The organism is Cupriavidus sp. FW305-3-2-15-C-LB2, from assembly GCF_058787575.1.
This window is the reverse complement of record NZ_JBYSZW010000002.1, coordinates 146859-168782: the sequence shown is the minus strand read 5'-3', so window position 1 is coordinate 168782 and position 21924 is coordinate 146859. Positions and strand designations below refer to the sequence as shown.

Sequence of the window (21924 nt, the reverse complement as noted above, 5' to 3'; positions counted from 1 at the left end):
GGTTTTTTTGCTTCCTGCCCCAGCGCACAAGCCTATGGCGCTTGCGTGTCGCGCTCCAGCGCGGTGACATCCACGCGCTGCACCTTGTCATCCTGGCGCACTTCGGTGCGCAGCACGAAGGCGTCGGCGGGGCAATACCAGTCGGTGACATGCATCACGGTCGGCTCAACCTGTACCACTTCTTCGCCAACCAGCACCGGCCCCAGCGAGGTGCGTTTCTCGTAGGTGACCGGCAGGCATTCCTTGCGCCCCAGGACGGTATTGATTGTCTGCCGCTTGCCGACGTGGCGCGAGCCGATATAGATCGACGCATGCTGCGCCCGCATGTTGCTGACCACTTCATCCGATCCCAGCGGGTAGACTTTCAGCGAGACGCTCGACTCAAAGGTCTCGCCCTCCAGCGTGGTGCCCTCGCGCAGGTCCAGCCCGGCGTAGTTGAACACGCCCATGCCGCGGAAAGCCGCCTCGCCGTACATGCGCGCGTAGCGCGCGCGGGCGTTGATGACGGCATGCTGGCTTTCGATGCTGGTCTGGCCGCCGGGCGAACGGCGGTCGATCACCACTTCATGCACCTGGGTGGTAATCACCGGCGGCCCCATCAGCGCCGACAGGGCAGTCTTGGAATTGATCTCCAGTTGCGCGCGGCAGCCGGTCGGACTGCGCACCACATCGCGCAGGGTCATGCTGACCGACATTGGCATCACGCCGTCGCCTTCCATCTGCACATGCGAGCCGGAGCGGAACCATGGGGCACTGCACAGCACGGCCGCCGCCGCTGCCTGCGCCTGGCTTGCCGCAGCCTGCGCCACCGCCGCACCGGCGCCCGGCAGCGCCGCCGCACCCTGGGCGCCGGCATGCTGCGCCAGCGCCATGGCCACGCCCGCCACCAGGCCTGCCAGCCGGTCCCGCTGCGCCTTTTTCTTCACATGAATCCCCGTCTAGAGTTTCCAGGCGCCCCCTGACCCTGCGCCCGGCCTGCCAGGCGACCGCCTGGACACTGAAATTATCGCGTTTTGTTGCATGTGTAACTCGAATTTTTCGCGCAGATCCTGTGGCAGCCGGTGGCCGGCGGGCAGCGGGCAGCAGCCGGCCTGAGCAGCACTTTCTCTCCCCCGCGGCAATCTGGCGCCCCGCAGGCCGTCTCCGGCACCCGCCGGGGGCGGCCTGCCCACCGTGCTACCATTGCCCGCCTCGCGTGTGCCGAGGCGGCAGCGGCGTGCGAGGCGCATGCCAGCGTGCCAGCCGCGGGCGACTTGCCTCCCTGGTGTCCACCAACAGGCAAGGCCATGCGTTGTGATGGCTTCCCGTCACCGCGCGCCCCACGCAGGACCATCGATCCGTCGCGCTTTTCCAGGAGATCTATGCGTAGTTCATCGACCTCGCGGGCTGCCGCGCTGTCCGTTGGAGCCACCACCGCCAGTGCGGTCGCACTGGCCAGCCTGTTTATCCTGCTGGTCTGGTTCGGCACCCTCGACATGCGTCACCTGCTGCGCTCCGATGAAGGCCGCTACGCCGAGATTGCCCGCGAAATGTTCGCTACCGGCGACTGGGTCACGATCCGCTACCACGAACTCAAGTATTTCGAGAAGCCGCCCTTCCACCTGTGGGTGACCACGCTGGCCTACACGCTGTTTGGCGTGGGCGACTGGCAGGCGCGGCTGTGCGTGGCCCTGTCCGGCATCCTGGGGCTGGGCGTGTCGATGCTGGCCGCGGCACGCTGGTACGGCCGGCGCGTGGCGATGCTGACGGGGCTGGTGCTGGTTTCCGCGCCGATGTGGAATATCGCCGGCCACTTCAACTCGCTGGACATGACGCTGGCCGGCGCCATGGCGTGCGTGCTGGCCTTCATGCTGCTGGCGCAGCACCCGGATGCCACCCGCGCCGAACGCCGCAACTGGATGCTCGCCTGCTGGGCGGCGATGGGCGTGGCGGTGCTGGTCAAGGGACTGGTCGGGCTGGCGCTGCCGGGGCTGGTGCTGGTGGTCTACACGCTGGTGACACGCGACTTCCGCTTGTGGTGCCGCCTGCATCTGCCGGGCGGCATCGTCGCCATGCTGGTGGTGACGGTGCCGTGGTTCTGGCTGGTGTCGGAACGCAATCCGGAATTCCTGCATTTCTTCTTTATCCACGAGCACTGGCAACGCTATACCTCGAACGTGCACCAGCGCGAAGGCGCGATCTGGTTCTTCGTGCCGCTGCTGCTGGCCGGCTTCCTGCCCTGGCTGGGCCTGGTTCCGCAAATGTGGAAGGCCGTGCGCGAGCGCGCCGGCGTCGCTCGCGGCACCTCGCCGCGGCCATTCCAGCCCGCCCTGCTGGCGGCGCTGTGGGCCGTGGCGATCTTTGTCTTTTTCAGCCTGTCCGGCTCCAAGCTGCCCGGCTATATCGTGCCGATCTTCCCGGCGCTGGCGCTGCTGGCAGGCGTGGCGCTGGACACGTTGACGGAACGCACGTGGCGCTGGCAGGTCAATGCCATGATTGCCCTGGGCGTGGTCGGGCTGCTGGCGTGCCCGTTTGTCGGCATGATGGACAAGCCCAGCACGCCCAATGTGGTCTATCGGGAATTCGCAGTGTGGACCGGCATCGCCTTCGCGGTGATGCTGGGCGGCGCACTGCTGGCGCGCCGGCTGCTGCGCACGCGTGGGGTGTTTCCCAGCGTGGTGGCCTATGCGCTGGTGATGTTCATCTGCTCCACGGTGGCGCTGCGCGGTCACGAAGCCATGGGCCGGCCCAGTTCCGGCGCGGACCTGGTGCCCGCCATCAATGCCGTGCTGACGCCGGACATGCCGCTGTACAGTGTGGGCATGCTCGACCACACGCTGCCGTTCTACCTGCGCCGCACCACCATCATGGTGGCGCATCCCGATGAGCTGGAATTCGGCATCGGCCAGGAACCGCAGAAGTGGATCCCGACCATCGATGGCTTTATCGCGCGCTGGCAGGACGGCAAGCGCGCGGTAGCGATCATGTTGCCCTCGACCTACGACGCACTGGCTGCGCGCGGCGTGCCGATGCACAGGATCGCCGGTGACCGCCGCCGTGTGGCGGTCGCCAATTTCGCGCTGCCGGGCAATGGCCCGCAGACGCAACCCCCAGGACAGTAACCTGCAACTCCTGCAATTCCTGCACTACGCAGCGCCATGACGCTCTCCACCTTCGCTTTCATCCTGACCGGCGTGCTGCTCAATGCGGCTGCGCAACTGTTGCTCAAGGCCGGCGTCAATGCCATCGGCGCGATCACGCTGGACCGCGGCACGCTGCTGGTGACGGCGCTGCGCGTGCTGACCCAATGGCCGGTGCTGGCCGGGCTGACGCTGTACGTGGTCAGCGTGGGGGTATGGATCGTGGGGCTGTCGCGCGTGGATGTGTCGATCGCCTACCCGATGCTGTCGCTCGGCTATGTGGTCAATGCACTGGCCGCCTGGTGGCTGTTCGGCGAGATGATCGGCCCCTTGCGCGTGGCCGGCATCCTGCTGATACTGGCGGGCGTCTTCCTGATCGCCCGCTCATGACGCGCCTGCGCGCACGCCGCCAGTTCCGACACCGACCGTACTTCCTCGCCCTGCCATGACCGCATCCGCCCCTGAGTTCCTGCCTTTTGTCCGGCCTGACATCGACGCCGCCGCCATTGCCGAAGTCGGCAAGGTGCTGGCCTCGGGCTGGATCACCTCCGGCCCGAAGATGCAGGCCTTCGAGGCCGCGCTGTCAGGCCTGTTCGGCGGACGCCCGGTGCGCACCTTCGCCAATGGCTCGGCCACGATGGAGATCGCGCTGCGCATTGCCGATATCGGGCCGGGCGATGAGGTCATCACCACGCCGGTCACCTGGGTCGCCACCGCCAACGTGGTGCTGGCAGTAGGCGCGCGGCCGGTGTTCGTCGATATCGACCCGCGCACGCGCAATCTCGACCTGGATGCCGTCGAGGCCGCGATCACGCCGCGCACGCGCGCCATCATGCCGGTGTACCTGTCGGGGCTGCCGGTGGACATGGACCGCCTGTACGCCATTGCCAGCAAGCACGGGCTGCGCGTGATCGAGGATGCCGCGCAGGCAATCGACTCGCGCTGGCGCGGCCAGCGCATCGGCGCCCTTGGCGACCTGGTCAGCTTCAGCTTCCAGGCCAACAAGAACATCACCACCATCGAAGGCGGCTGCCTGGTGATGAACACGCCCGAAGAAGCCGTGCGCGCCGAGCGCCTGCGGCTGCAGGGTGTGATCCGCACCGGCATGGACGGCATGGATGTCGAAGAGCCCGGCGGCAAGTTCAACCTGACCGACGTCAACGCCGCGGTCGGGCTGGCGCAGCTGGGCAAGCTCGACGCCATCACCGCGCGCCGCGCCGAGCTGGCCGAGACGTATTTCCGCTGTGCCGCCGACAGTGGCCTGGAGGCGCTGGGCATCGAGCTGCCGCAAGCGCTGGATGCACACGATGCCACCACCAACTGGCACATGTTCCAGGTGGTGCTGCCGACCGAGCGCCTGCAAGGCGGCCCGGCCCGGGCGCGCCAGCAGGTCATGGAGGCCATGCGCGAGCGCGGCATCGGCACCGGCGTGCACTACCCGCCCATTCATCTTTTTACCTACTACCGCTCGCTCGGCTGGCGCGAAGGCATGCTGCCGCATGCCGAACGCATCGGGCGCGGCATCGTCACGCTGCCGCTGTTCCCCGCGATGCAAGCCACCGATGTGGAGCGGGTCTGTGCAATCCTCAGCGAAACATGCAAACGTCTCTCCAAATGAGCCCGGTCGAAGTCTCGGTCGTCATTCCGGTCTACAACGAAGAAGACGGGCTGCAAGCCCTGTTCGACCGCCTCTATCCGGCGCTGGATGGCCTTGGCGAGTCGTACGAGATCATCTTCATCAACGACGGCAGCGTCGACCGCTCGGCGCAGCTGCTGGCGGCGCAGTTCCACAAGCGCCCGGATGTGACCCGGGTGGTGCTGTTCGCCGGCAATTTCGGCCAGCATATGGCGATCCTGGCGGGCTTCGAGCAGACCCGCGGCAAGATCGTGATCACGCTGGACGCCGACCTGCAGAACCCGCCGGAAGAAATCCCGCGCCTGGTCGAAGCCATGCGCGCCGGCCACGACTACGTCGGCACCATCCGCCGCCAGCGCAACGACACCGCGTTCCGCCGCTATGCCTCGCGCGCGATGAACCGGCTGCGCGAGCGCATCACCAAGATCCGCATGACGGACCAGGGCTGCATGCTGCGCGCCTATGACCGCAATGTGGTCGACACGATCAATGCCTGCCGCGAGGTCAATACCTTCATCCCCGCGCTGGCCTACACCTTTGCTTCCAATCCGGTCGAAATCGAAGTCGGTCACGAACAGCGCCACGCAGGCGAATCCAAGTATTCGCTGTACCAGCTGATCCGCCTGAACTTCGACTTGGTGACCGGCTTTTCGATCGTGCCGCTGCAGTGGTTCTCGGCGATCGGCACGATCCTGTCGCTGCTCTCGGGCGTGCTGTTCGTGGTGCTGCTGGTGCGGCGCTTCGTGCTCGGCTCGGAAGTCCAGGGTGTGTTCACGCTGTTCGCAATGAACTTCTTCCTGATCGGCATCCTGCTGTTCGGCGTGGGCCTGCTGGGCGAGTACGTCGGCCGCATCCACCAGGAAGTGCGCGACCGCCCGCGCTACCGCATCAAGGCCGTGCTGGAAGCGGACCGGCGTGTCACGCCGACTGCCGCTGGCGCGGAGCAATGATGCGCGCCGTCGTCTTCGGCTACCACAATGTCGGCGACCGCTGCCTGCGCGTGCTGCATGCGCGCGGCGTGGAGGTTGCGCTGGTGATCACGCACCGCGACCGCCCCGACGAGAACATCTGGTTCCGCCGCGTGGCCGACACCGCCGCCGAGCTGGGCATCCCCTTCGTCTATGGCGAGGACCCTGCCGATCCCGCGATCGCCCAGGCCGTGCGCGACGCTCACCCGGACGTCATCTTCTCGTTCTACTACCGCGCCATGATCCCGGCGGGCGTGCTGGCGCTGGCCCCCGGCGGCGCCTTCAACATGCACGGCTCGCTGCTGCCCAAGTACCGCGGCCGCGTGCCGGTGAACTGGGCGGTACTGCACGGCGAGACCGAGACCGGCGCCACGCTGCACGCCATGGAAGCCAGGCCTGACGCGGGCTATATCGTCGACCAGACCGCGGTGCCGATCCTGCCGGACGACACTGCGGGCGAAGTCTTCGAGAAAGTCACCGTCGCCGCCGAACAGACGTTGTGGCGCGTCCTGCCCGCGATGATCGCCGGGCACACGCCGCAACACCCCAACCGGCTGGCCGAGGGCAGCTACTTCTCCGGGCGCAAGCCGGAAGACGGCCGCATCGACTGGAGCCGCCCGGCCGCCGAGGTCTACAACCTCGTGCGCGCCGTCGCGCCGCCCTATCCCGGCGCCTTTACCGACCTTGCCGGGCACCGCTTCATTGTGGCGCAGGCGCGCCGGCCGCTGCCGGAGCTTGCGCTGGCGCTGCCCGCCGGCACGGCGCCCGGCCTGCATGTGCATGACGGCCAGATCATCGGCCTGTGCGGCGACGGCGGCCTGGTCATGGTCACCCGATTGCTGGCACAGGATGGCTCGGCACTCACGCCGCAAGCCTTCGCCAAACTTATCCATACCGAATCATCCAACGAGGAAAGCCGATGAAAAAGGTCCTGATTCTTGGCGTCAACGGCTTCATCGGCCATCACCTGACGCGCCGCATCCTGGAAACCACGCCGTGGGAGGTCTACGGCATGGACATGTCGTCGGACCGCCTCGGCGACCTCGTCGACCACCCGCGCATGCACTTCTTCGAGGGTGACATCACCATCAACAAGGAGTGGATCGAGTACAACATCCGCAAGTGCGATGTGGTGCTGCCGCTGGTGGCCATCGCCACCCCGGCCACCTACGTGCGCCAGCCGCTGCGCGTGTTCGAGCTGGACTTCGAGGCCAACCTGCCGATCGTGCGCGCCGCGGTCAAGTACGGCAAGCACCTGGTGTTCCCGTCGACCTCCGAGGTCTACGGCATGTGCAGCGATGAAGAGTTCGACCCCGAGGCCTCGCCGCTGGTCTACGGCCCGATCAACAAGCCGCGCTGGATCTATGCCTGCTCCAAGCAGCTGATGGACCGCGTGATCCACGCCTACGGCATGGAGCAAGGCCTGAACTACACCCTGTTCCGTCCGTTCAACTGGATCGGCGCGGGGCTGGATTCGATCTTCGAATCGAAGGAAGGCTCGTCGCGCGTGGTGACGCAGTTCCTCGGCCATATCGTGCGCGGCGAGCCGATCAAGCTGGTCGACGGCGGCGCCCAGCAGCGCGCCTTTGCCGATATCGCCGACGGCATCGACGCGCTGATGCGCATCATCGAGAATCCAAACGGCGTGGCCAGCGGCAAGATCTACAACATCGGCAACCCGGGCAATATCCACTCGGTGCGCGAGCTGGCCGAGATGATGCTGAAGATGGCGGCGGACTATCCGGAATACGCGGAGGAAGCGCGCAAGACGCAGATCATCGAGACCTCCTCGGGCGACTTCTACGGCAAGGGCTACCAGGACGTGCAGCATCGCGTGCCCAGGATCGACAACACCATCGAAGAGCTGGGCTGGAAGCCCGGGATCAGCATGGAAGCGGCGCTGCGCCGCATCTTCGAGGCGTACCGCGGCAAGGTGGTCGAGGCCCGCACGCTGGTCGATTCGGCCAACTGAGCGCGCAACGCAAATGGCACGCATTGCCCTGAAGGTCGACGTCGACACGCTGCGCGGCACGCGCGAAGGCGTGCCGAAGCTGCTGTCGATGCTGGCGGCTGCGCAAGCGCAGGCAACCTTCCTGTTCAGCCTCGGCCCCGACCATACCGGCTGGGCGCTGCGGCGCGTATTCCGGCCCGGCTTCCTGAAGAAGGTGTCGCGCACCTCGGTGGTGTCCAACTATGGCCTGCGCACGCTGATGTATGGCGTGCTGCTGCCGGGGCCGGACATCGGCCGCAAGGGCGCCGCCGAGATGCGCGCGGCGCGCGCTGCCGGCCATGAGTGTGGCATCCACACCTGGGACCACGTCTACTGGCAGGACAACGTGCGCGAGCGCGATGCTGCCTGGACGCGCCGGCAGATGCAGCAGGCGTTCGCGCGCTACACCGAGATCTTCGGCGAAGCGCCGGCCACGCACGGCGCAGCCGGCTGGCAGATGAACGAGGATGCGTTCCGCCAGATCGATGACTGGGGCATGGCGTACGCGTCGGATGGACGCGGCACCGCGCCTTATGTTCCGACGATCGACGGCGTGCCCTGCCGGCACGTGCAGATGCCGACCACGCTGCCCACGCTGGATGAACTGATCGGCACCGACGACCTGACCGAAGACAACGTCCACACCGCGCTGCTGAAGCTGACCGAAGGCACGCGCGACCATGTCTTCACGCTGCATACCGAGCTGGAAGGCGGCAAGCTGGCGCCGGTGTTCGAGCGGCTGCTGGCCGGATGGCGTGCGCAGGGGCACGAGCTGGTGTCGATGGCGACGTGGTATCGCGGGCTGAATCGGCAGGGATTGCCGGAGTTGCCGGTAACGTGGGGAGAGATCCCGGGGCGCAGTGGGGAGTTGATCGTGCAGCCGCAGGGCTGACCGCGTGACTTCTCGTTTGCCGGCAAGCGCTAGCCGCGCCGCTCCGCCCCCACGCGCAGCCCGTTGAACACCACCAGCAGGCTCGCGCCCATATCGGCGAACACCGCCATCCACATCGTCCCCATCCCCAGCACCGTCAGCACCAGGAACACGGCCTTGATGCCGAGCGCCAGCGCGATGTTCTGCGTGAGGATGCCTGAGGTGCGGCGCGACAGGCGCACAAAGGCCGGGATCTTGCGCAGGTCATCGTCCATCAGCGCCACGTCGGCGGTCTCGATTGCGGTGTCGGTGCCGGCTGCGCCCATGGCGAAGCCGATATCGGCACGCGCCAGCGCCGGCGCGTCGTTGATGCCGTCGCCCACCATGCCGATGCGGCCGCCGCGCGCGTGGGCGGCGCCGGCAAGCGCCGCGATGCCGTCGGCCTTGTCCTGCGGCAACTGGTTGCCGCGCGCCTCATCGATGCCGACCTGCGCCGCAATGGCTTGCGCCGTGTGTGGATTGTCGCCCGACAGCATCAGCGTCCTGACGCCCAGTTCATGCAGTTCGGCAATCGCCTGCCGGCTGGTGTCGCGCACGGTATCCGCCACCGCGAACAGCGCCAGCGCCGTGGCGGCGCCGTGGCCGTCGACGCGCGCCAGCAGCACCACGGTCTTGCCCTCGCGCTCAAGCGCTTCGAGCCGCGCCTCCAGCGCCGGCGAGCAGGCGCCCATCTCATGCACCAGGCGATGGTTGCCCAGGCAGTACGCCACGCCCTGCACCTTGCCGCGCGTGCCGCGCCCCGCCAGCGCCTCGAAGTCGTCCACCGGCAGCGTGCCGATCCCGTCGGCCGCGGCCGCCGTGGCCACCGCGCGTGAAACCGGGTGGTCCGAGCGCGCCGCCAGGCTGGCGGCAATGGCGCGCGCCTGCGGCGCGTCCTCGGCCAGCAGCGCATGGTTGGTCTGCGCGGGCTTGCCGTGCGTGATCGTGCCGGTCTTGTCCAGCGCCACCCAGGCCAGGTGCCGGCCCTGCTCTAGGTACACCCCGCCCTTGACCAGGATGCCGCGGCGCGCGGCCGCGGCCAGCCCGCTGACGATGGTCACCGGCGTGGAGATTACCAGCGCGCAGGGGCAGGCGATCACCAGCAGCACCAGCGCCTTGTAGATCCAGTCGACCCAGGCGCCGCCCATGGCCAGCGGCGGCACCACCGCAACCGCCAGCGCAAGCGCGAACACCGTGGGCGTGTAGATGCGCGCGAACTGGTCGACAAAGCGCTGCGTGGGCGCACGGCTGCCCTGCGCGGCCTCGACCGCGTGGATGATGCGGGCCAGCGTGGAATCGCTGGCGGGCGCCGTCACGGTGTACTCCAGCTCGCCGGACTGGTTGATCGAGCCGGCGAACAGCGCATCGCCCTCGGTCTTGTCGACCGGCACGCTTTCGCCGGTGATGGGCGCCTGGTCCAGCGCCGACTGGCCGCGCACGACCTTGCCGTCGAGCGCGACGCGCTCGCCTGGCCGCAGCCGCACCAGCGCGCCCACGGCGACGCCGGCGGCAGGCACGGTCTCCCAGCTGCCATCGGCGCGCTGCACCGTGGCCTGTTCCGGCGCCATCGCCATCAAGCCGCGGATCGCATTGCGCGCCCGGTCCAGCGAGGCTGCCTCGATGCGCTCGGCCAGCGCGAACAGCACCATCACCATGGCCGCTTCCGGCCACTGGCGCAACAGCAGTGCGCCGGTGACGGCAATGCTCATCAGCGCATTGATGTTCAGGTTGCCATTGCGCAGCGCGATCCAGCCCTTGCGGTAGGTGGTCAGCCCGCCCAGCGCCACCGCCGCCAGCGCCAGCACGGCGGGCAGCCACGGCAAGCCCAGGCCCAGCCACTCCGCAGCTTCGGCACCCAAGGCGGCCACGCCGGCCAGCGCCAGCGGCCACCAGGGCTTGCTTGCCGTGGTTTGCGGCAAGACTTGCTGCGCGGCCTCGGTGCTCAGCGGCACCGGCTGCATGCCCAGGCTCTCGATCGCCCTGGCCACCGGCTCCGCCGACGGCAAGGTGTGATGCACCGTCAGCACCCGCTGGATCAGGTTGAACTCCAGCGCCGCCACGCCGGCCATGCCGCCCAGCTTGTTGCGGATCAGCGTTTCCTCGGTCGGGCAGTCCATCGCGTCGATGCGCCACGCAGCGGTCTGCGCGCCGGCGGGGATGTCGACCGGTGCGGCGGGCGTCAGCGCAACCGTGGACGAGCAGCCGCCGCCGCAGCAGGCGGAAGCCGCCGGTGCCTGCCGGGCCTCGGCATGGCCATGCCCATGATGGTCATGATCGTGGTCGTGGTGATGGTCGTGATCATGCCCGCCATGCCGGTGGGCGGCGCCATCATGCGCGTGGGCAGCGTGATCTTGAGGGAGTGCGTCCTCAGGTGACGTGCGAGCCATATCTTGTTGTTCCCGCTGGTTTAGCCTGATGACATTGAAGACCCTGTAGCGACTACAGAGTCAAGCGGCATGGCAGCGACTGCGCACCATGCCGCGGCGGCACGTCAGTGCTCGCAGTTGACCATCCAGGACATGCCGAAGCGGTCCACCAGCATGCCGAAGCCTTCGGCCCAGAAGGTCTTCTGGTACGGCACCACCACCTGGCCGTCTTCGCTCAGGCCGTCGAAGATGCGCTGGCCCTCGTCCTTGCTGACCGCCCCCACCGACAGGCTGAAGCCGCTGAACGCCGGGCGCTCCCCGCGCCGGCCGTCGGACGCCATCACCTGGTTCTCGCCGAACTGGATATTGGCGTGCATCACCTTGTCCTTCCAGTCATCGGGAACCTCCATGCCGGGGCTAGGCGGGGCATCCTTGTAGCGCATCGCGAACGTGACCTGCGCGCCCAGCACCTTGCCGTAGAAGGCCACGGCCTCATCGAAACGGCCGCCAAAATCCAGATAGGGTTGCACCTGCATATCGCTCTCCTTGTGAATGGTCGATCGGGCTGCATGGCATTGGCTGTTCGCCCGCGCGCCATTATGCGCGCGTGCCGGTCCGGTGCAAGCGCCCAGCCGGATTCAGGAGACCGCGGCGGGGGCCGGCGCGGGCGGCGCGGCAGTGGCCAATGCCTCGGCGGGAAATTGCAGCGAGAACATCGTTTCGCCTTCAACGCTGCGCACCGTCACGCTGCCGCCATGCAGCCGCATGATGGTGTCGACGATGGCCAGCCCCAGCCCGGTCGACGCCGCCGAGTTGCGGCGCGACGGATCGGCCCGGTAGAAGCGCCCGAAGATATGCGGCAAGGTCTCGGGCGGGATCGCCGGCCCGGCATTGGTCACGCGGAGGCAGGCCGTGCCGCTGACCGGGGCCGGGGCGCGCTCCACGTCGAGCCGCACCGTGCTGCCCGCCGGCGCATGGCGCAGCGCATTGTCGAGCAGGTTGGTGACCGCGCGGCGCAGCAGCGTCTGGTCGGCCTGCACCATTGCCGTACCGGTCACCGTCAGCGCGACCTCGCGGTCGGCGGCCACGGCCTCGAAGTACTCGGCCATCTTGTCCAGTTCTTCGCGCGCGTCCAGCGTGCGGATGCCCAGCGCCACCTGCGCATGGTCGGCGCGCGCCAGGAACAGCATGTTCTCGATCATGCGCGCCAGGCGCTCGTACTCTTCCAGGTTGGATTCGAGCAGCGCCTCATACTCGGCCACGCCGCGGCTCTGCGCCAGCGTGACCTGGGTCTGGCCGATCAGGTTGCTGATCGGCGTGCGGAAATCATGCGCCAGGTCCGCCGAGAACTCGGACAGCCGCGAGAAACTGTCCTGCAGCCGCGCCAGCATGTCGTTGAGGGCCGCCGCCAGCTCGCGCAGCTCGGCCGGCGCGCTGCCCACGTCAAGCCGCGTGGCAAGGCGACTGGTGGTGACCGCGGCGGCATCGGCGGCCATGCGCCGCAACGGCCGCAGCCCGCGCCGCGCCAGCACGAAGCCCAGGCCCGCCGCCACGGCAGCGCCGCACAGCGTGGCCCACAGCACCTGGTGGCGGTAGTCGCGGATCAGCGCCACGCGGTAGCCGGCATCGCGCAGCACCACGATCTCCACGGCCTTGTCCGAATCCCCCAGCTGGCCCAACGCCGCAATGCCGCGCGAGGGCACGCCATTCTTGGGGTACCAGGTCTGCAACATGCTCTTCTCTGGCTGCGTGGTGGCGGGCAGCACGCGCAGCGGCGGCACCGATTCATTGCGCGGATTGAGCGTGACCAGCGGCTCGCCCTGGCGTGAGCGCACCACCAGGATCAGCCCCTCGTGGCCCATCGCAATATCGGCAAAACGGTGGGTATCGGCGCGTATCTCGGCCTCGCTGCGCACCTCGCGCAGCAGGTGGCGCACCAGCAGCACCTCGCCGACCAGCTCGCTTTCATCGCGCCCCTCCAGCTGCGCCGACAGCGCCCCGGACAGGTAGGCCGCCACGCTGGCGAGAATCACCGCCGTGGCCAGCCCGTACGCCAGCGCCAGCCGCGTGGTAAGCGAAGACGGCAGCCGCATCATGCGTCCTGGTCCCGGTCCTCGCTGTCGTCCAGCACGTAGCCCATGCCGCGCCGCGTGTGGATCAGCTTATGCGGGAAGGGATCGTCGACCTTGGCGCGCAGGCGCCGGATCGAGACATCGACCACATTGGTATTGCTGTCGAAGTTGACGTCCCACACCTGCGAGGCGATCAGCGAGCGCGACAGCACCTCGCCGCGCCGGCGCGCGAGCAGGTACAGCAGTGCGAACTCCTTGGAGGTCAGGTCGATCTTCTGGCCGGCGCGCACCACGCGGCGGCGGATGGCGTCGATCTGCAGGTCGGCCACTTCGATGAACTCGCTCTCGCGCAGCGGGCCGCGCCGCAGGATGGTGCGGATGCGCAGCACCAGCTCGGCAAAGGCAAAGGGCTTGACCATATAGTCGTCGGCGCCGAGCTCCAGCCCCTTGAGGCGGTCGGACAGCTCGTCGCGCGCGGTCAGGAACAGCACCGGGGTATCGCGCTCGCGGCGCAGCTCGCGCAGCACCTGCCAGCCATCCAGGCCGGGCAGCATCACGTCCAGCACGATCAGGTCATAGGGATGCTCGCGCGCATGGGCCAGGCCATCCGCGCCGTCGCGCGCCAGGTCCACCACGAAGCCGGATTCGGTCAGGCCCTTGTGCAGGTAGTCGCCCGCCTTGGGTTCGTCCTCGACAATCAGGATACGCATGATTCGATCACTTTCCGGGCGGCACCAGCGCCGCCATGGCGTAACGCTAGCCGAGGATGAGCGCCAATGGGCAAAGATTTCACAAATGTCATCGCCATGCCAGGGCAATGCAGGCGAAAACCCCGGTAAAATGCGCGATCATCACCGGCGTCGTGCCGGTTTGCGCCACCCTTTCCCCCATTCTGCCCGCCCCCCGCCGATGAAACGCCTGCCGAATTGCCTGCTGCTGTCCCTCGCCATGCTTGCGCTGCCCGTCTCCGGCGCTGCAGCGGCAACGGCCACGGTATGCAGCGCGGTACAGGCAGCCGGGCTGTCGCTGCCGGAACGGCATGCGGCCGCAAAAATGGAGGCGGAAGCGGCACTGGACGGCACCGGCCCGGGCACCTGCCGCGGCAGCGCGGTCCAGGTGATGGCCGAGCCTTCCGGCAGCGGCCATCCGCTGCAGCTGCACGATTCCGATGCGCCGCAGGCGACCGACCACGGCGCCACGCCGCTGGAGACGCAGCCATCGGCCGCGTCCGGCGTGCTGCGCGAACTGCCTGCGGAGGTGCTGGTGCATTGGGCGCACGCGGCACCAATGGCCACGCCGGCGGTGTTCACCGGCACCCAGCCGCTGGAACGCCTGCTGCCCGCACGCTGCTGAGCGCGTCGTAGCGGGCACAGCGCCCGCATCGCTTCCCTTCCGTTTTGCGGAATACCCCTGGCGCCGGCAAGGCGCGGCGGATTGTCCCGCCTGCGCGTCTTAGCCTGCGCGTTTTATTCGACGCGGAAGAATTCGATCGACTGCCCGGCGTTCACGGCCCGCTGCAGCCAGTCCGGATACTCGCCCTGCCCGTCCCAGCTCTGGCCGAGCGCATTGCGGTATAGCGGGCGCGCAGCGGCAGCCTTGGGGGCGGCCTGCGGGATAAGCTGGGCCACGGCTGGCGCGGCGTCAGGCGCCGGCTCAGGCCCGGCGTCGATGGCAACATGATCAAAGCACCCGGCGGCGACAAGATCGTCGAACGTCAGGGCATGACGGTCCATTTGCTCGCGGATCCACGCCACCGCAGCGAGTTTGGCTGAATCAGACTCGGACATGACTCTCGTGAGAGGCCCGCTGCATTTCCGCGGGCAATGAAAAACCGGCGATGGAACCGCAGGCCGGTCGGATAGCCGTGATTCTACAGCCTTTGCCCGGCGCTGCTGCGTTTCCGTCGTGGGCGCGCGGCCAATTGCCGTGCGCTTGCCGCGCTCGTCCGCTGCCGAGTGACAGCAATGTCATGTGCCGGTCATGCTCGTGTGGGCACGCGCTGTCTAGACTTGCTTCACCGCCGCCCATTTCGGGCCGGCACCCTTACGGAGAAGCGACTCATGCAAGCACTCAGGCAAGTCTTTGTGGCCACCGCCCTTATTGCTGCCGTGGTCGGCACTGCGCAGGCTGCACCGCGCAGTGCCGATCCGTTCAGCGACGGGGCGCACAGCGCCACCGGCACCCGCAGCGCGTTCACGGACGGTGCGAACGCCGCAACGGGCCCGCGCAGCACCTTTACCGACGGCGCGCATAACCCCAACGGCCCGCGCGACAGCTTCAGCGACGGCGCGTGACGGTAGCCGGCCGGGCAGCGCCTCAGCGCACCTCGCCGTAGATGCGGCGCGCATCGGCGGCGTCGGCAATCGGCCGGCCCAGCGTCAGGCCGCCTTGCACCGCCTGCGCCACCAGCGCATGGTTGCCGGGTGCGCGGCTGCCGTCGCGCAGCAGCAGGTTGTTCTCGAATCCCACCCGCACATGGCCGCCAAATGCGGCGGCCGCGGTCACGCAGGCATTCTCTTCGCGGCCGAAGGCGCAGATCGCCCACGGCAACGCGTCGCCGGACTCGCCCGCGGCCTGCAGGAACGGCAGCAGGTCGTGCGGCGACGACACCTGCCCGGCGGCATAGCGCCCCAGCACGTACAGCACCGACCATGCGCCCGGCGGCACCATGCCGCGCTCGCGCATCGACTGCCAGCGCCGCACATCGGCCACGTCATACAGGATCACCTGCGTCATCACGCGCTCACGCGCCAGCCAGGCGAAGAACGCCGCCAGTTCGCTGTCCGGGATGTCCGGCACGGCGACTTCGCGCAGGCCCACCGAAACGGCTTCGGGCCGCAGCTCACGCACCATCGCCATCTGCTCCGCGGCCTGGTAGACGCCCGCGGCCTCGCTCGTCACCTGCACCAGCAACGCTTCGCCCACGGCCTGCTTCACCGCGGCCAGCGCGTCGCGGTAGGCCTGCACGTCGAGCGAGTGGCGGCCTTCGGCATCGCGCACATGCATGTGCATCATGGCCGCGCCGGCATCCAGGCAGGCGCGCGCTTCAGCGGCCAGTGCGGCGGCGGTCAGCGGCACCGCCGGATGGTCGCTGGCGCGCTTGTAGGCGCCGTTGGGCGCCACGGTGACGATCAGCGGCGCATCGGCCAGCGGCACGCGGGCCGCGGCTACGGGGGCTTGGGAAGGGGTCCGGGTCATGGCTCGATCTCGGGCAGTTCAGGCGCGATCAGCGCCAGGCCGGCGCGCAGCAGGCTGTCATAGCGTGCGCGCTCGGCGGAAATGGTTTCGGGGGTCCACTGGTAGAAGCCTTCGCCGCGCTTCATGCCGTGGCGGCCGTCGGCGGCGCGCTCGGACAGGCAGCGCGCCGGATGGTCGTCGTTGCAGAAGGTCGGGTACATGGTGGCGCCGGCGGCCGCGTGCACGTCGATGCCCGCGTGGTCACGCTGCAGCACCGGCCCGGCCGCCAGGAAGCGAAAGCCAAAGCCGAAGCGCACCGCCGCATCGACATCCTCGGGCGAGGCAATGCCGCGGTCGATCAGGCTGAATGCCTCGCGCGACAGCGCATGCTGCAGCCGGTTGGCAAGAAAGCCCGGCAGGTCCTTGCGCACCTTGACCGGCACCATCGCGCAGCGGCGCATGAAGGCGATCAGCGCGTCGGCACAGGCCTCGTCGCTGTCATCGCCCATCACCACTTCCACCAGCGGCACCAGGTGCGCCGGCATGAAGAAGTGCAGGCCGAGCATGCGCACACGCGAGTCGAGTCCCGCGCCGATGGCGCTGATCGGGAAGCTGGAGCTGTTGCTGGCCAGCACCGTATCGGGCCGCGCGCGCCGCACCAGCTCGGCAAAGAGCGCCTGCTTCAGGTCCAGCTGTTCCGGGATGCACTCGATCACCAGGTCCACGGTGGACCAGTCCACCGCATCCAGCGTCGCGGCCACCGCCAGGCGCTCCGCGCCTTGTTCACGGCCGATCGCGGCCAGGTTGCCGCGCACGCGCCCGGGCATGGCGCCGGCGCGGCCGGCATCGGGCTCGACCACGGTGGTGCGGCACAGCGCGCGGGTCAGCACCACGGCAACATCGGCGCCCATGGTGCCGCCGCCCACCACCACCGCATGCGCGGCGCCGGGGCGGCTCAGGATGACCGGTGCGGTCGGGTTCGGCATAGGTTCTCCCAGGGGATGCGACGTGGCGCGCACTCGCCATCGCGACAAATCCTGATGGCGGGGCATCGAATCCCGGCAGTGTAGAGAACTTGCTTTGATTGAAGAAGTCGATTCTATGGATAGAATGATCCACAAATCAGATCAATCGTGTGATTCGGCCGGCGGACGCCGCCGGCCCGCTGCCGCAGATGAAAATCAACCTGTCGATGCGCGACATCGAAACCACGCTGGTGCTTGGCCGCACGCTCAACTTCCGCCAGGCCGCCAACCAGCTGCACGTGTCGCAATCCGCCCTGTCCACGCAGATCCTGCGCATCGAGGAATCCCTCGGCGTGCGCCTGTTCGACCGCACCACCCGCAACGTGCGTCTGACCGCGGCCGGCCAGGTCTTCATGCAGCAGGCCGCGCTGCTGCAGGCGGCGTTCCGCGGCGCCATCGACGCCGTGACCGGCATTGCCAGCGCCGAGCGCGGCCAGGTGGCGGTGGCGGCGCTGCCCTCGCTGGCGGCGCGCATGCTGCCGCGCGTGCTGATGGCCTACCACCAGGCGCGCCCGGAAGTGGCGCTGAAGGTATTCGATACCCTCTCCGGCCCGGCCTTCGATCTGGTGCGCGCCGGCGACGTGGATTTCGCGCTGACCGCGGCCGATCCGCAACAGGCTGACCTGCAGTATGAGCCGCTGCTGTCGGACCGCTTCGTGCTGCTGATCCCGTCGGCGCACCCGCTCGCGCGCAGCCCCGGGCCGCTGCGCTGGGCCGATACCGCCAGCGCGCCCCATGTGTCGATGACGCACCCGAGCAGCGTGCGCCAGTACGCGGAATGGGCCTTCCTGCAGAACCGCATCCGCTTCCAGCCGGTATTCGAGGCCGAGCGCCTGGCCACCATCGCGGCCATGGTCGAATGCGGCTTCGGCGTGGCCGCGCTGCCAGAGATCGCGGCCGGCACGGTGCGCCAGCCCGGCATTGTCGAGCGCCTGCTGACGGCGCCGGTGACCGAGCGCTCGATCGGGCTGGTGACCTCGCGCAACCGCAGCCTGTCGCCGGCGGCTGCCGAACTGGCGGCGGCGGTGCGCGCGCAGCTGGCGAGTCCGCCCGTCCAGGATACGGTGGACACGACGGCCCGGTGAACTAGTAGATGCTGGCTGGCCATGGCGCGCAGGCGACGCCGGCCTGGTTCCAAGCCAACCTGGTGCGCCCGCCGCTGCGCGGCGTCACGAAAAACAAGGGCGGGCCCGGCACAGCGCCAGGCCCGCAACCCTCAGGAGGGATCCTTGGTACGGGTACGCGAGACCGCCGCCATGATGCCGATGCCAAGCACGATCAGGCAGGCAATACCGATATACACGGGCGCGAGGCCAGCGGTTTCCATGCCCCAGGCAACGCCGGCAACCAGGACCAACAGGCCGATAATGTATAGCGCGAATGACATGAGTCGGCTCCTTGCGGTGGTGCAACCTGGCTTCAATGTAGGCAGGGCGCGAGGCGCAAGGGATAGGACAAGGGCGGAAGCTGGCGTAGGCGGGTTCTGACCTTGTGGTGTTGTGCGCGGCGGTCAGCTCCGGCGGCAAAGCCTCTCCGGGGCTCACCGCTCCACCTGCGCCGGCATCTCTGCCAGACGCTGCACCGATGCCCGCAGACCCTCCAGTATCGTGTCCGCCACCTTCTGCGGAAAACCCGCGGGCAGTGCTGCGCCGACCTCGGCGATCACCGCCGGGGTCCGCGCGATGATGCGCCCGATCAGCGCCTCGGCATCGGCACCCAGGAAACAGCGCGGTGCCATCGCATTGAAATGGCGGCGCTGGATATCGCGCAGGCCGTAGTGCCGGCTGCGGCCGGCGACCGCCATGGCCAGCTTGGCCTTGTGCCAGGAGAACTGGTTGGCGCCCTGGCCCACCACCGGCCAGATCGACATCACGTCGTACAGCGGCGTCATGCGGTAGCGCCCGCCGGCCAGCAGGCGGATGCTGAAGTTCTTGGCGTGCCCGTCCGGTGCCGCCAGCAGCCAGAACAGCAACTGCGCGGCCAGCAGCGTCTGCAGATCATCGGCCTGGGCCACTGAGTTGCGCAGCACCGTGGCGATCTCGATCATGCCGGGCCCGCCATCGGCCTCGTATTTCTGCAGCGGGCTGTGGCCGAACACCTGGCAGAAATCTTCCTGCAGCAGCCGCAGCAGCCAATTGCCTGACGGATGAGGCTGGCGGTCGAAACGCGTGACGCTCAGCACCTTGCGGCGGCCGAACGTCAGCATCTCGCAATCGGCCACCGGCAAGCCATAGGCGGCAAGGATCTTCAGGCACAGCCATTCGTTTTCCACCGACGTGCTCAGGTCGGCCCTGCGGTTTCCCACCAGGCCCAGTGGCAGCTTGAAAATATGTGTGGTCGGGGTGGCGCCATGCGGCCGCAGCCATTGGCCGTCATGGCGCAGCAGCGCAGTCTTCTCCTGCGCGCCGGCCATGGAGATGCGGAAGTCGTCGTCGTGCTCATGCCGCCCAAGCGCGGGGGTGGCGACGATATCCTCCAGCCAGCGCTCGATCTGCTCGTCCGATAGCGGTTCGCCTTCGATCCGGTCGATGCCCGCAGGCGCTTCGTCTTCGCCCAGGATCTGCACCGCGCCCACGCAATCGCGGCCGATGGCGGCGAGCAGCTCGAAGGCTTCCACCGAGCCGGTCTGGAAGCGCAGCGCCAACCGGCGCCGGATGGCCTCGCTGTCCGGCAACAGGTTGTCGAAGTAGTTGCGCACGGCATCCCCACGCACCACGCGCCGGTTGCCCAGGCCATACCCGAGCGACAGAGACAGGGGCCGCCCGGCTTCAGAGCGGATCCAGTCCTCGTCGTATTCCAGTTCCATCCCGGTACCGGACGGCTGGCGCCAGGTGCCCACGCGCTGCCCGTTGGCCCAGACCGACAGCGCCGGCGTACGTGACCTGCGTGCCGCCATGATTACCACGCCACGTCGGACACCTCGGCGGCCCCCGTGGCCCGGTCCTGAACCACCAATTCCAGCCCGAGCGCGCCGACCAGCGCCAGCAACTGGTCGACGCTGATGGTGTCGGGGTTCAGCTCCATGTGCGACATCCGGCTCTGGCTGATATTCAGCCGCGCGGCGGCCTCGGTCTGGTTCAGGCCGGCCGCCTTGCGCGCTGCCTGCAGGATCTGGCCAAGCTGCCAGGGAGTGGAGACGATTTGCTTCATCGTGCCGATGGAATACCAATATGATAGGTATTTCTATATTAGCGACAACATGGGTATTTTTCAAATACCTATCTCATAGGTATTTTTTATTTAACGATGTCATGACTATATGTGCCCGAAGCCGCATTCTGTAGCGCAGCATCGTGCCGGGCTCTGTATCTGTCCCCCGCCCCCGCGCCCCCGTATACTCTGGGGCCGGAGGCGGCCCAGCCGTCCCGCCGGCGGAGGACCCTGGCGTGGCATCACGCAAACGGGGCCGCGCCTCACCGATCCCAAACATACAAGCAACGGAGCAGCAGCATGCGTGTCGCATTTCTCGGACTGGGCGTCATGGGTTTCCACATGGCCGGCCACCTCGCCACCAAGGGGCACGAGGTCACCGTGTACAACCGCACCGCCGCCAAGGCGCAGGCCTGGGTCGGGAAGTTCGGCGGCAAAGCGGCTCCCACGCCGGCACAGGCCGTGCGCGATGCGCAGGTGGTCTGCTCCTGCGTGGGCAATGACGACGACCTGCGCGCGGTGCTGACCGGGCATGACGGCGCCTTCTTCAGCGCGCCCAGCGGCTGCATTTTCGTGGACCACACCACCGCCAGCGCCAACGTGGCGCGCGAACTCCACGCCGCCGCGCGCGAGCACGGCCTGCACTTTGTCGACGGCCCGGTCTCCGGCGGCGAAGTCGGCGCGGAGAAAGGCATCCTGACCATCATGTGCGGCGGCGATGCCGACGCCTATGCGCGCGCCGAACCGGTCATTGCCGCCTACGCACGCGCCGTCACGCGCATCGGCGAATCCGGCGCCGGGCAACTGGCCAAGATGGTCAACCAGATCAGCATCGCCGGGCTGATCCAGGGCCTGTCCGAGGCCATCGCCTTTGGCGAGCGCGCCGGGCTGGACATGCGCCTGGTGCTGGACGTCATCAGCAAGGGCGCGGCCGGCTCATGGCAGCTCGAGAACCGCGGCCCCACCATGATCGACAACAAGTTCGACTTCGGCTTCGCGGTGGACTGGATGCGCAAGGACCTGGGCCTGTGCCTGGACGAGGCGCGCCGCAACGGCGCCGGCCTGCCGGTGACGGCGCTGGTCGACCAGTTCTATGCCGACCTGCAGCAGATGGGCTGCGGCCGCGCCGACACTTCTTCGCTGATCAAGCGCCTGCGCCAGCACGCCGGCGACGCCTGACGCCACCGCTGCGCCACCTGCGTCGTCCGATTCCTACAGCGCAATCGGCGTGTCTCGGAGAGGCCCCTGCCCGGCATGGGCCTAAGCTGGACACATGGGGCCGGTTGCCTGCAACTGGCCCGCCAACGATGCAGGAGACCATCATGTGGAAACTCGCAGGTGCACTACTGGTAAGCGCAAGCATGGCGCTGGCCGGCTGTACGGCGGCGGGCGCGGTGGCCGGCGGCGTGGCCGGACACGAGCTGACTGACGGCAGCGCCGCCGGGACCATCGGCGGTGCCGTGGTGGGCGGCGTGATTGGTCACGAACTGGGCAAGTAAGCAAACCCTGGC

23 protein-coding genes are annotated in these 21924 nt (G+C 68.3%); 12 read left to right on the top strand and 11 right to left on the bottom strand.

Annotated features, from left to right (window positions below):
- Positions 1–32: 32 nt before the first annotated feature.
- On the bottom strand, positions 33–926 hold the full coding sequence (locus tag AC3WRR_RS02705) for a hypothetical protein (RefSeq protein WP_011617362.1): 894 nt from the start codon (positions 924–926) through the stop codon (positions 33–35).
- A gap of 435 nt (positions 927–1361) precedes the next feature.
- On the opposite strand from AC3WRR_RS02705, the gene AC3WRR_RS02700 reads away from it, so the two are divergent.
- From AC3WRR_RS02700 to AC3WRR_RS02670, 7 genes are read left to right on the top strand one after another with little or no spacing between them, the layout of a single operon-like run.
- Positions 1362–3101, top strand: coding sequence for a glycosyltransferase family 39 protein (locus AC3WRR_RS02700; RefSeq protein ID WP_492296168.1), 1740 nt, complete (start codon positions 1362–1364; stop codon positions 3099–3101).
- Between the two features lie 36 nt (positions 3102–3137).
- Positions 3138–3509 carry an EamA family transporter gene (locus AC3WRR_RS02695; protein ID WP_011617364.1) on the top strand — a complete coding sequence of 124 codons (372 nt, stop codon included), beginning with the start codon at positions 3138–3140 and terminating at the stop codon, positions 3507–3509.
- Positions 3510–3564: 55 nt separating this feature from the next.
- Positions 3565–4737, top strand: coding sequence for a DegT/DnrJ/EryC1/StrS family aminotransferase (locus AC3WRR_RS02690; protein ID WP_058698856.1), 1173 nt, complete (start codon positions 3565–3567; stop codon positions 4735–4737).
- Positions 4716–5705 (top strand): glycosyltransferase, encoded by a 990-nt coding sequence (locus AC3WRR_RS02685; protein WP_439671919.1) that lies wholly within the window; start codon positions 4716–4718, stop codon positions 5703–5705. Before AC3WRR_RS02690 ends, AC3WRR_RS02685 begins: the two co-directional genes overlap by 22 nt.
- Complete coding sequence (locus AC3WRR_RS02680) at positions 5705–6646, top strand: formyltransferase (protein ID WP_058698855.1); 942 nt, start codon at positions 5705–5707, stop codon at positions 6644–6646. Before AC3WRR_RS02685 ends, AC3WRR_RS02680 begins: the two co-directional genes overlap by 1 nt.
- A complete protein-coding gene (locus AC3WRR_RS02675) occupies positions 6643–7695 on the top strand; it encodes a bifunctional UDP-4-keto-pentose/UDP-xylose synthase (RefSeq protein ID WP_011617368.1) in 1053 nt (350 codons plus the stop codon). Before AC3WRR_RS02680 ends, AC3WRR_RS02675 begins: the two co-directional genes overlap by 4 nt.
- A gap of 13 nt (positions 7696–7708) precedes the next feature.
- The gene (locus AC3WRR_RS02670; protein ID WP_011617369.1) at positions 7709–8605 is read left to right on the top strand and encodes a polysaccharide deacetylase family protein; all 897 of its coding nucleotides are present in this window, start codon (positions 7709–7711) and stop codon (positions 8603–8605) included.
- Positions 8606–8634: 29 nt separating this feature from the next.
- On the opposite strand, the gene AC3WRR_RS02665 is transcribed toward AC3WRR_RS02670, so the two are convergent.
- The 4 genes from AC3WRR_RS02665 to AC3WRR_RS02650 form a co-directional block, all read right to left on the bottom strand.
- Positions 8635–11010: a heavy metal translocating P-type ATPase gene (locus tag AC3WRR_RS02665; RefSeq protein ID WP_492296166.1), complete on the bottom strand. Its 2376-nt coding sequence runs from the start codon at positions 11008–11010 to the stop codon at positions 8635–8637.
- 104 nt (positions 11011–11114) lie between these two features.
- Entirely contained in the window at positions 11115–11525 is a 411-nt protein-coding gene (locus AC3WRR_RS02660; RefSeq protein WP_010810148.1) for a VOC family protein, read from the bottom strand.
- Positions 11526–11627: 102 nt separating this feature from the next.
- Positions 11628–13085, bottom strand: a complete 1458-nt coding sequence (locus tag AC3WRR_RS02655) for a heavy metal sensor histidine kinase (RefSeq protein WP_492296164.1) — start codon at positions 13083–13085, stop codon at positions 11628–11630.
- The gene (locus tag AC3WRR_RS02650) at positions 13082–13771 is read right to left on the bottom strand and encodes a heavy metal response regulator transcription factor (protein WP_010810150.1); all 690 of its coding nucleotides are present in this window, start codon (positions 13769–13771) and stop codon (positions 13082–13084) included. The genes AC3WRR_RS02655 and AC3WRR_RS02650 overlap by 4 nt, the downstream gene beginning before the upstream one ends.
- 199 nt (positions 13772–13970) lie before the next feature.
- On the opposite strand from AC3WRR_RS02650, the gene AC3WRR_RS02645 reads away from it, so the two are divergent.
- Positions 13971–14414: a hypothetical protein gene (locus AC3WRR_RS02645; RefSeq protein ID WP_492292555.1), complete on the top strand. Its 444-nt coding sequence runs from the start codon at positions 13971–13973 to the stop codon at positions 14412–14414.
- A gap of 113 nt (positions 14415–14527) precedes the next feature.
- On the opposite strand, the gene AC3WRR_RS02640 is transcribed toward AC3WRR_RS02645, so the two are convergent.
- Positions 14528–14848 (bottom strand): H-NS family nucleoid-associated regulatory protein, encoded by a 321-nt coding sequence (locus AC3WRR_RS02640; protein WP_010810152.1) that lies wholly within the window; start codon positions 14846–14848, stop codon positions 14528–14530.
- Positions 14849–15121: 273 nt separating this feature from the next.
- Here AC3WRR_RS02640 and AC3WRR_RS02635 point away from each other — a divergent pair, with 273 nt between their 5' ends.
- Positions 15122–15355, top strand: a complete 234-nt coding sequence (locus AC3WRR_RS02635) for a hypothetical protein (protein WP_010810153.1) — start codon at positions 15122–15124, stop codon at positions 15353–15355.
- Positions 15356–15377: 22 nt separating this feature from the next.
- Here the strand turns inward: AC3WRR_RS02635 and AC3WRR_RS02630 are convergent, their stop codons facing one another.
- Both AC3WRR_RS02630 and AC3WRR_RS02625 read right to left on the bottom strand, forming a co-directional pair.
- Positions 15378–16259: a beta-keto acid cleavage family enzyme gene (locus tag AC3WRR_RS02630; protein WP_439669169.1), complete on the bottom strand. Its 882-nt coding sequence runs from the start codon at positions 16257–16259 to the stop codon at positions 15378–15380.
- Positions 16256–17224, bottom strand: a complete 969-nt coding sequence (locus AC3WRR_RS02625) for a 3-hydroxyacyl-CoA dehydrogenase family protein (RefSeq protein WP_492296162.1) — start codon at positions 17222–17224, stop codon at positions 16256–16258. The genes AC3WRR_RS02630 and AC3WRR_RS02625 overlap by 4 nt, the downstream gene beginning before the upstream one ends.
- A 188-nt stretch (positions 17225–17412) precedes the next feature.
- On the opposite strand from AC3WRR_RS02625, the gene AC3WRR_RS02620 reads away from it, so the two are divergent.
- Positions 17413–18348: a LysR family transcriptional regulator gene (locus AC3WRR_RS02620; RefSeq protein WP_492296161.1), complete on the top strand. Its 936-nt coding sequence runs from the start codon at positions 17413–17415 to the stop codon at positions 18346–18348.
- A gap of 131 nt (positions 18349–18479) precedes the next feature.
- Here AC3WRR_RS02620 and AC3WRR_RS02615 read toward each other — a convergent pair whose 3' ends face one another.
- The 3 genes from AC3WRR_RS02615 to AC3WRR_RS02605 form a co-directional block, all read right to left on the bottom strand.
- A complete protein-coding gene (locus tag AC3WRR_RS02615; protein WP_010810157.1) occupies positions 18480–18650 on the bottom strand; it encodes a hypothetical protein in 171 nt (56 codons plus the stop codon).
- A gap of 153 nt (positions 18651–18803) precedes the next feature.
- Positions 18804–20159, bottom strand: coding sequence for a type II toxin-antitoxin system HipA family toxin (locus AC3WRR_RS02610; RefSeq protein ID WP_492296159.1), 1356 nt, complete (start codon positions 20157–20159; stop codon positions 18804–18806).
- 2 nt (positions 20160–20161) lie between these two features.
- A complete protein-coding gene (locus AC3WRR_RS02605; RefSeq protein ID WP_011617379.1) occupies positions 20162–20413 on the bottom strand; it encodes a helix-turn-helix domain-containing protein in 252 nt (83 codons plus the stop codon).
- A gap of 231 nt (positions 20414–20644) precedes the next feature.
- Here AC3WRR_RS02605 and AC3WRR_RS02600 point away from each other — a divergent pair, with 231 nt between their 5' ends.
- Both AC3WRR_RS02600 and AC3WRR_RS02595 read left to right on the top strand, forming a co-directional pair.
- Positions 20645–21592 (top strand): NAD(P)-dependent oxidoreductase, encoded by a 948-nt coding sequence (locus AC3WRR_RS02600; RefSeq protein WP_256333578.1) that lies wholly within the window; start codon positions 20645–20647, stop codon positions 21590–21592.
- Positions 21593–21735: 143 nt separating this feature from the next.
- Positions 21736–21912 carry a glycine zipper 2TM domain-containing protein gene (locus AC3WRR_RS02595; RefSeq protein WP_010810161.1) on the top strand — a complete coding sequence of 59 codons (177 nt, stop codon included), beginning with the start codon at positions 21736–21738 and terminating at the stop codon, positions 21910–21912.
- Positions 21913–21924 lie beyond the last annotated feature (12 nt).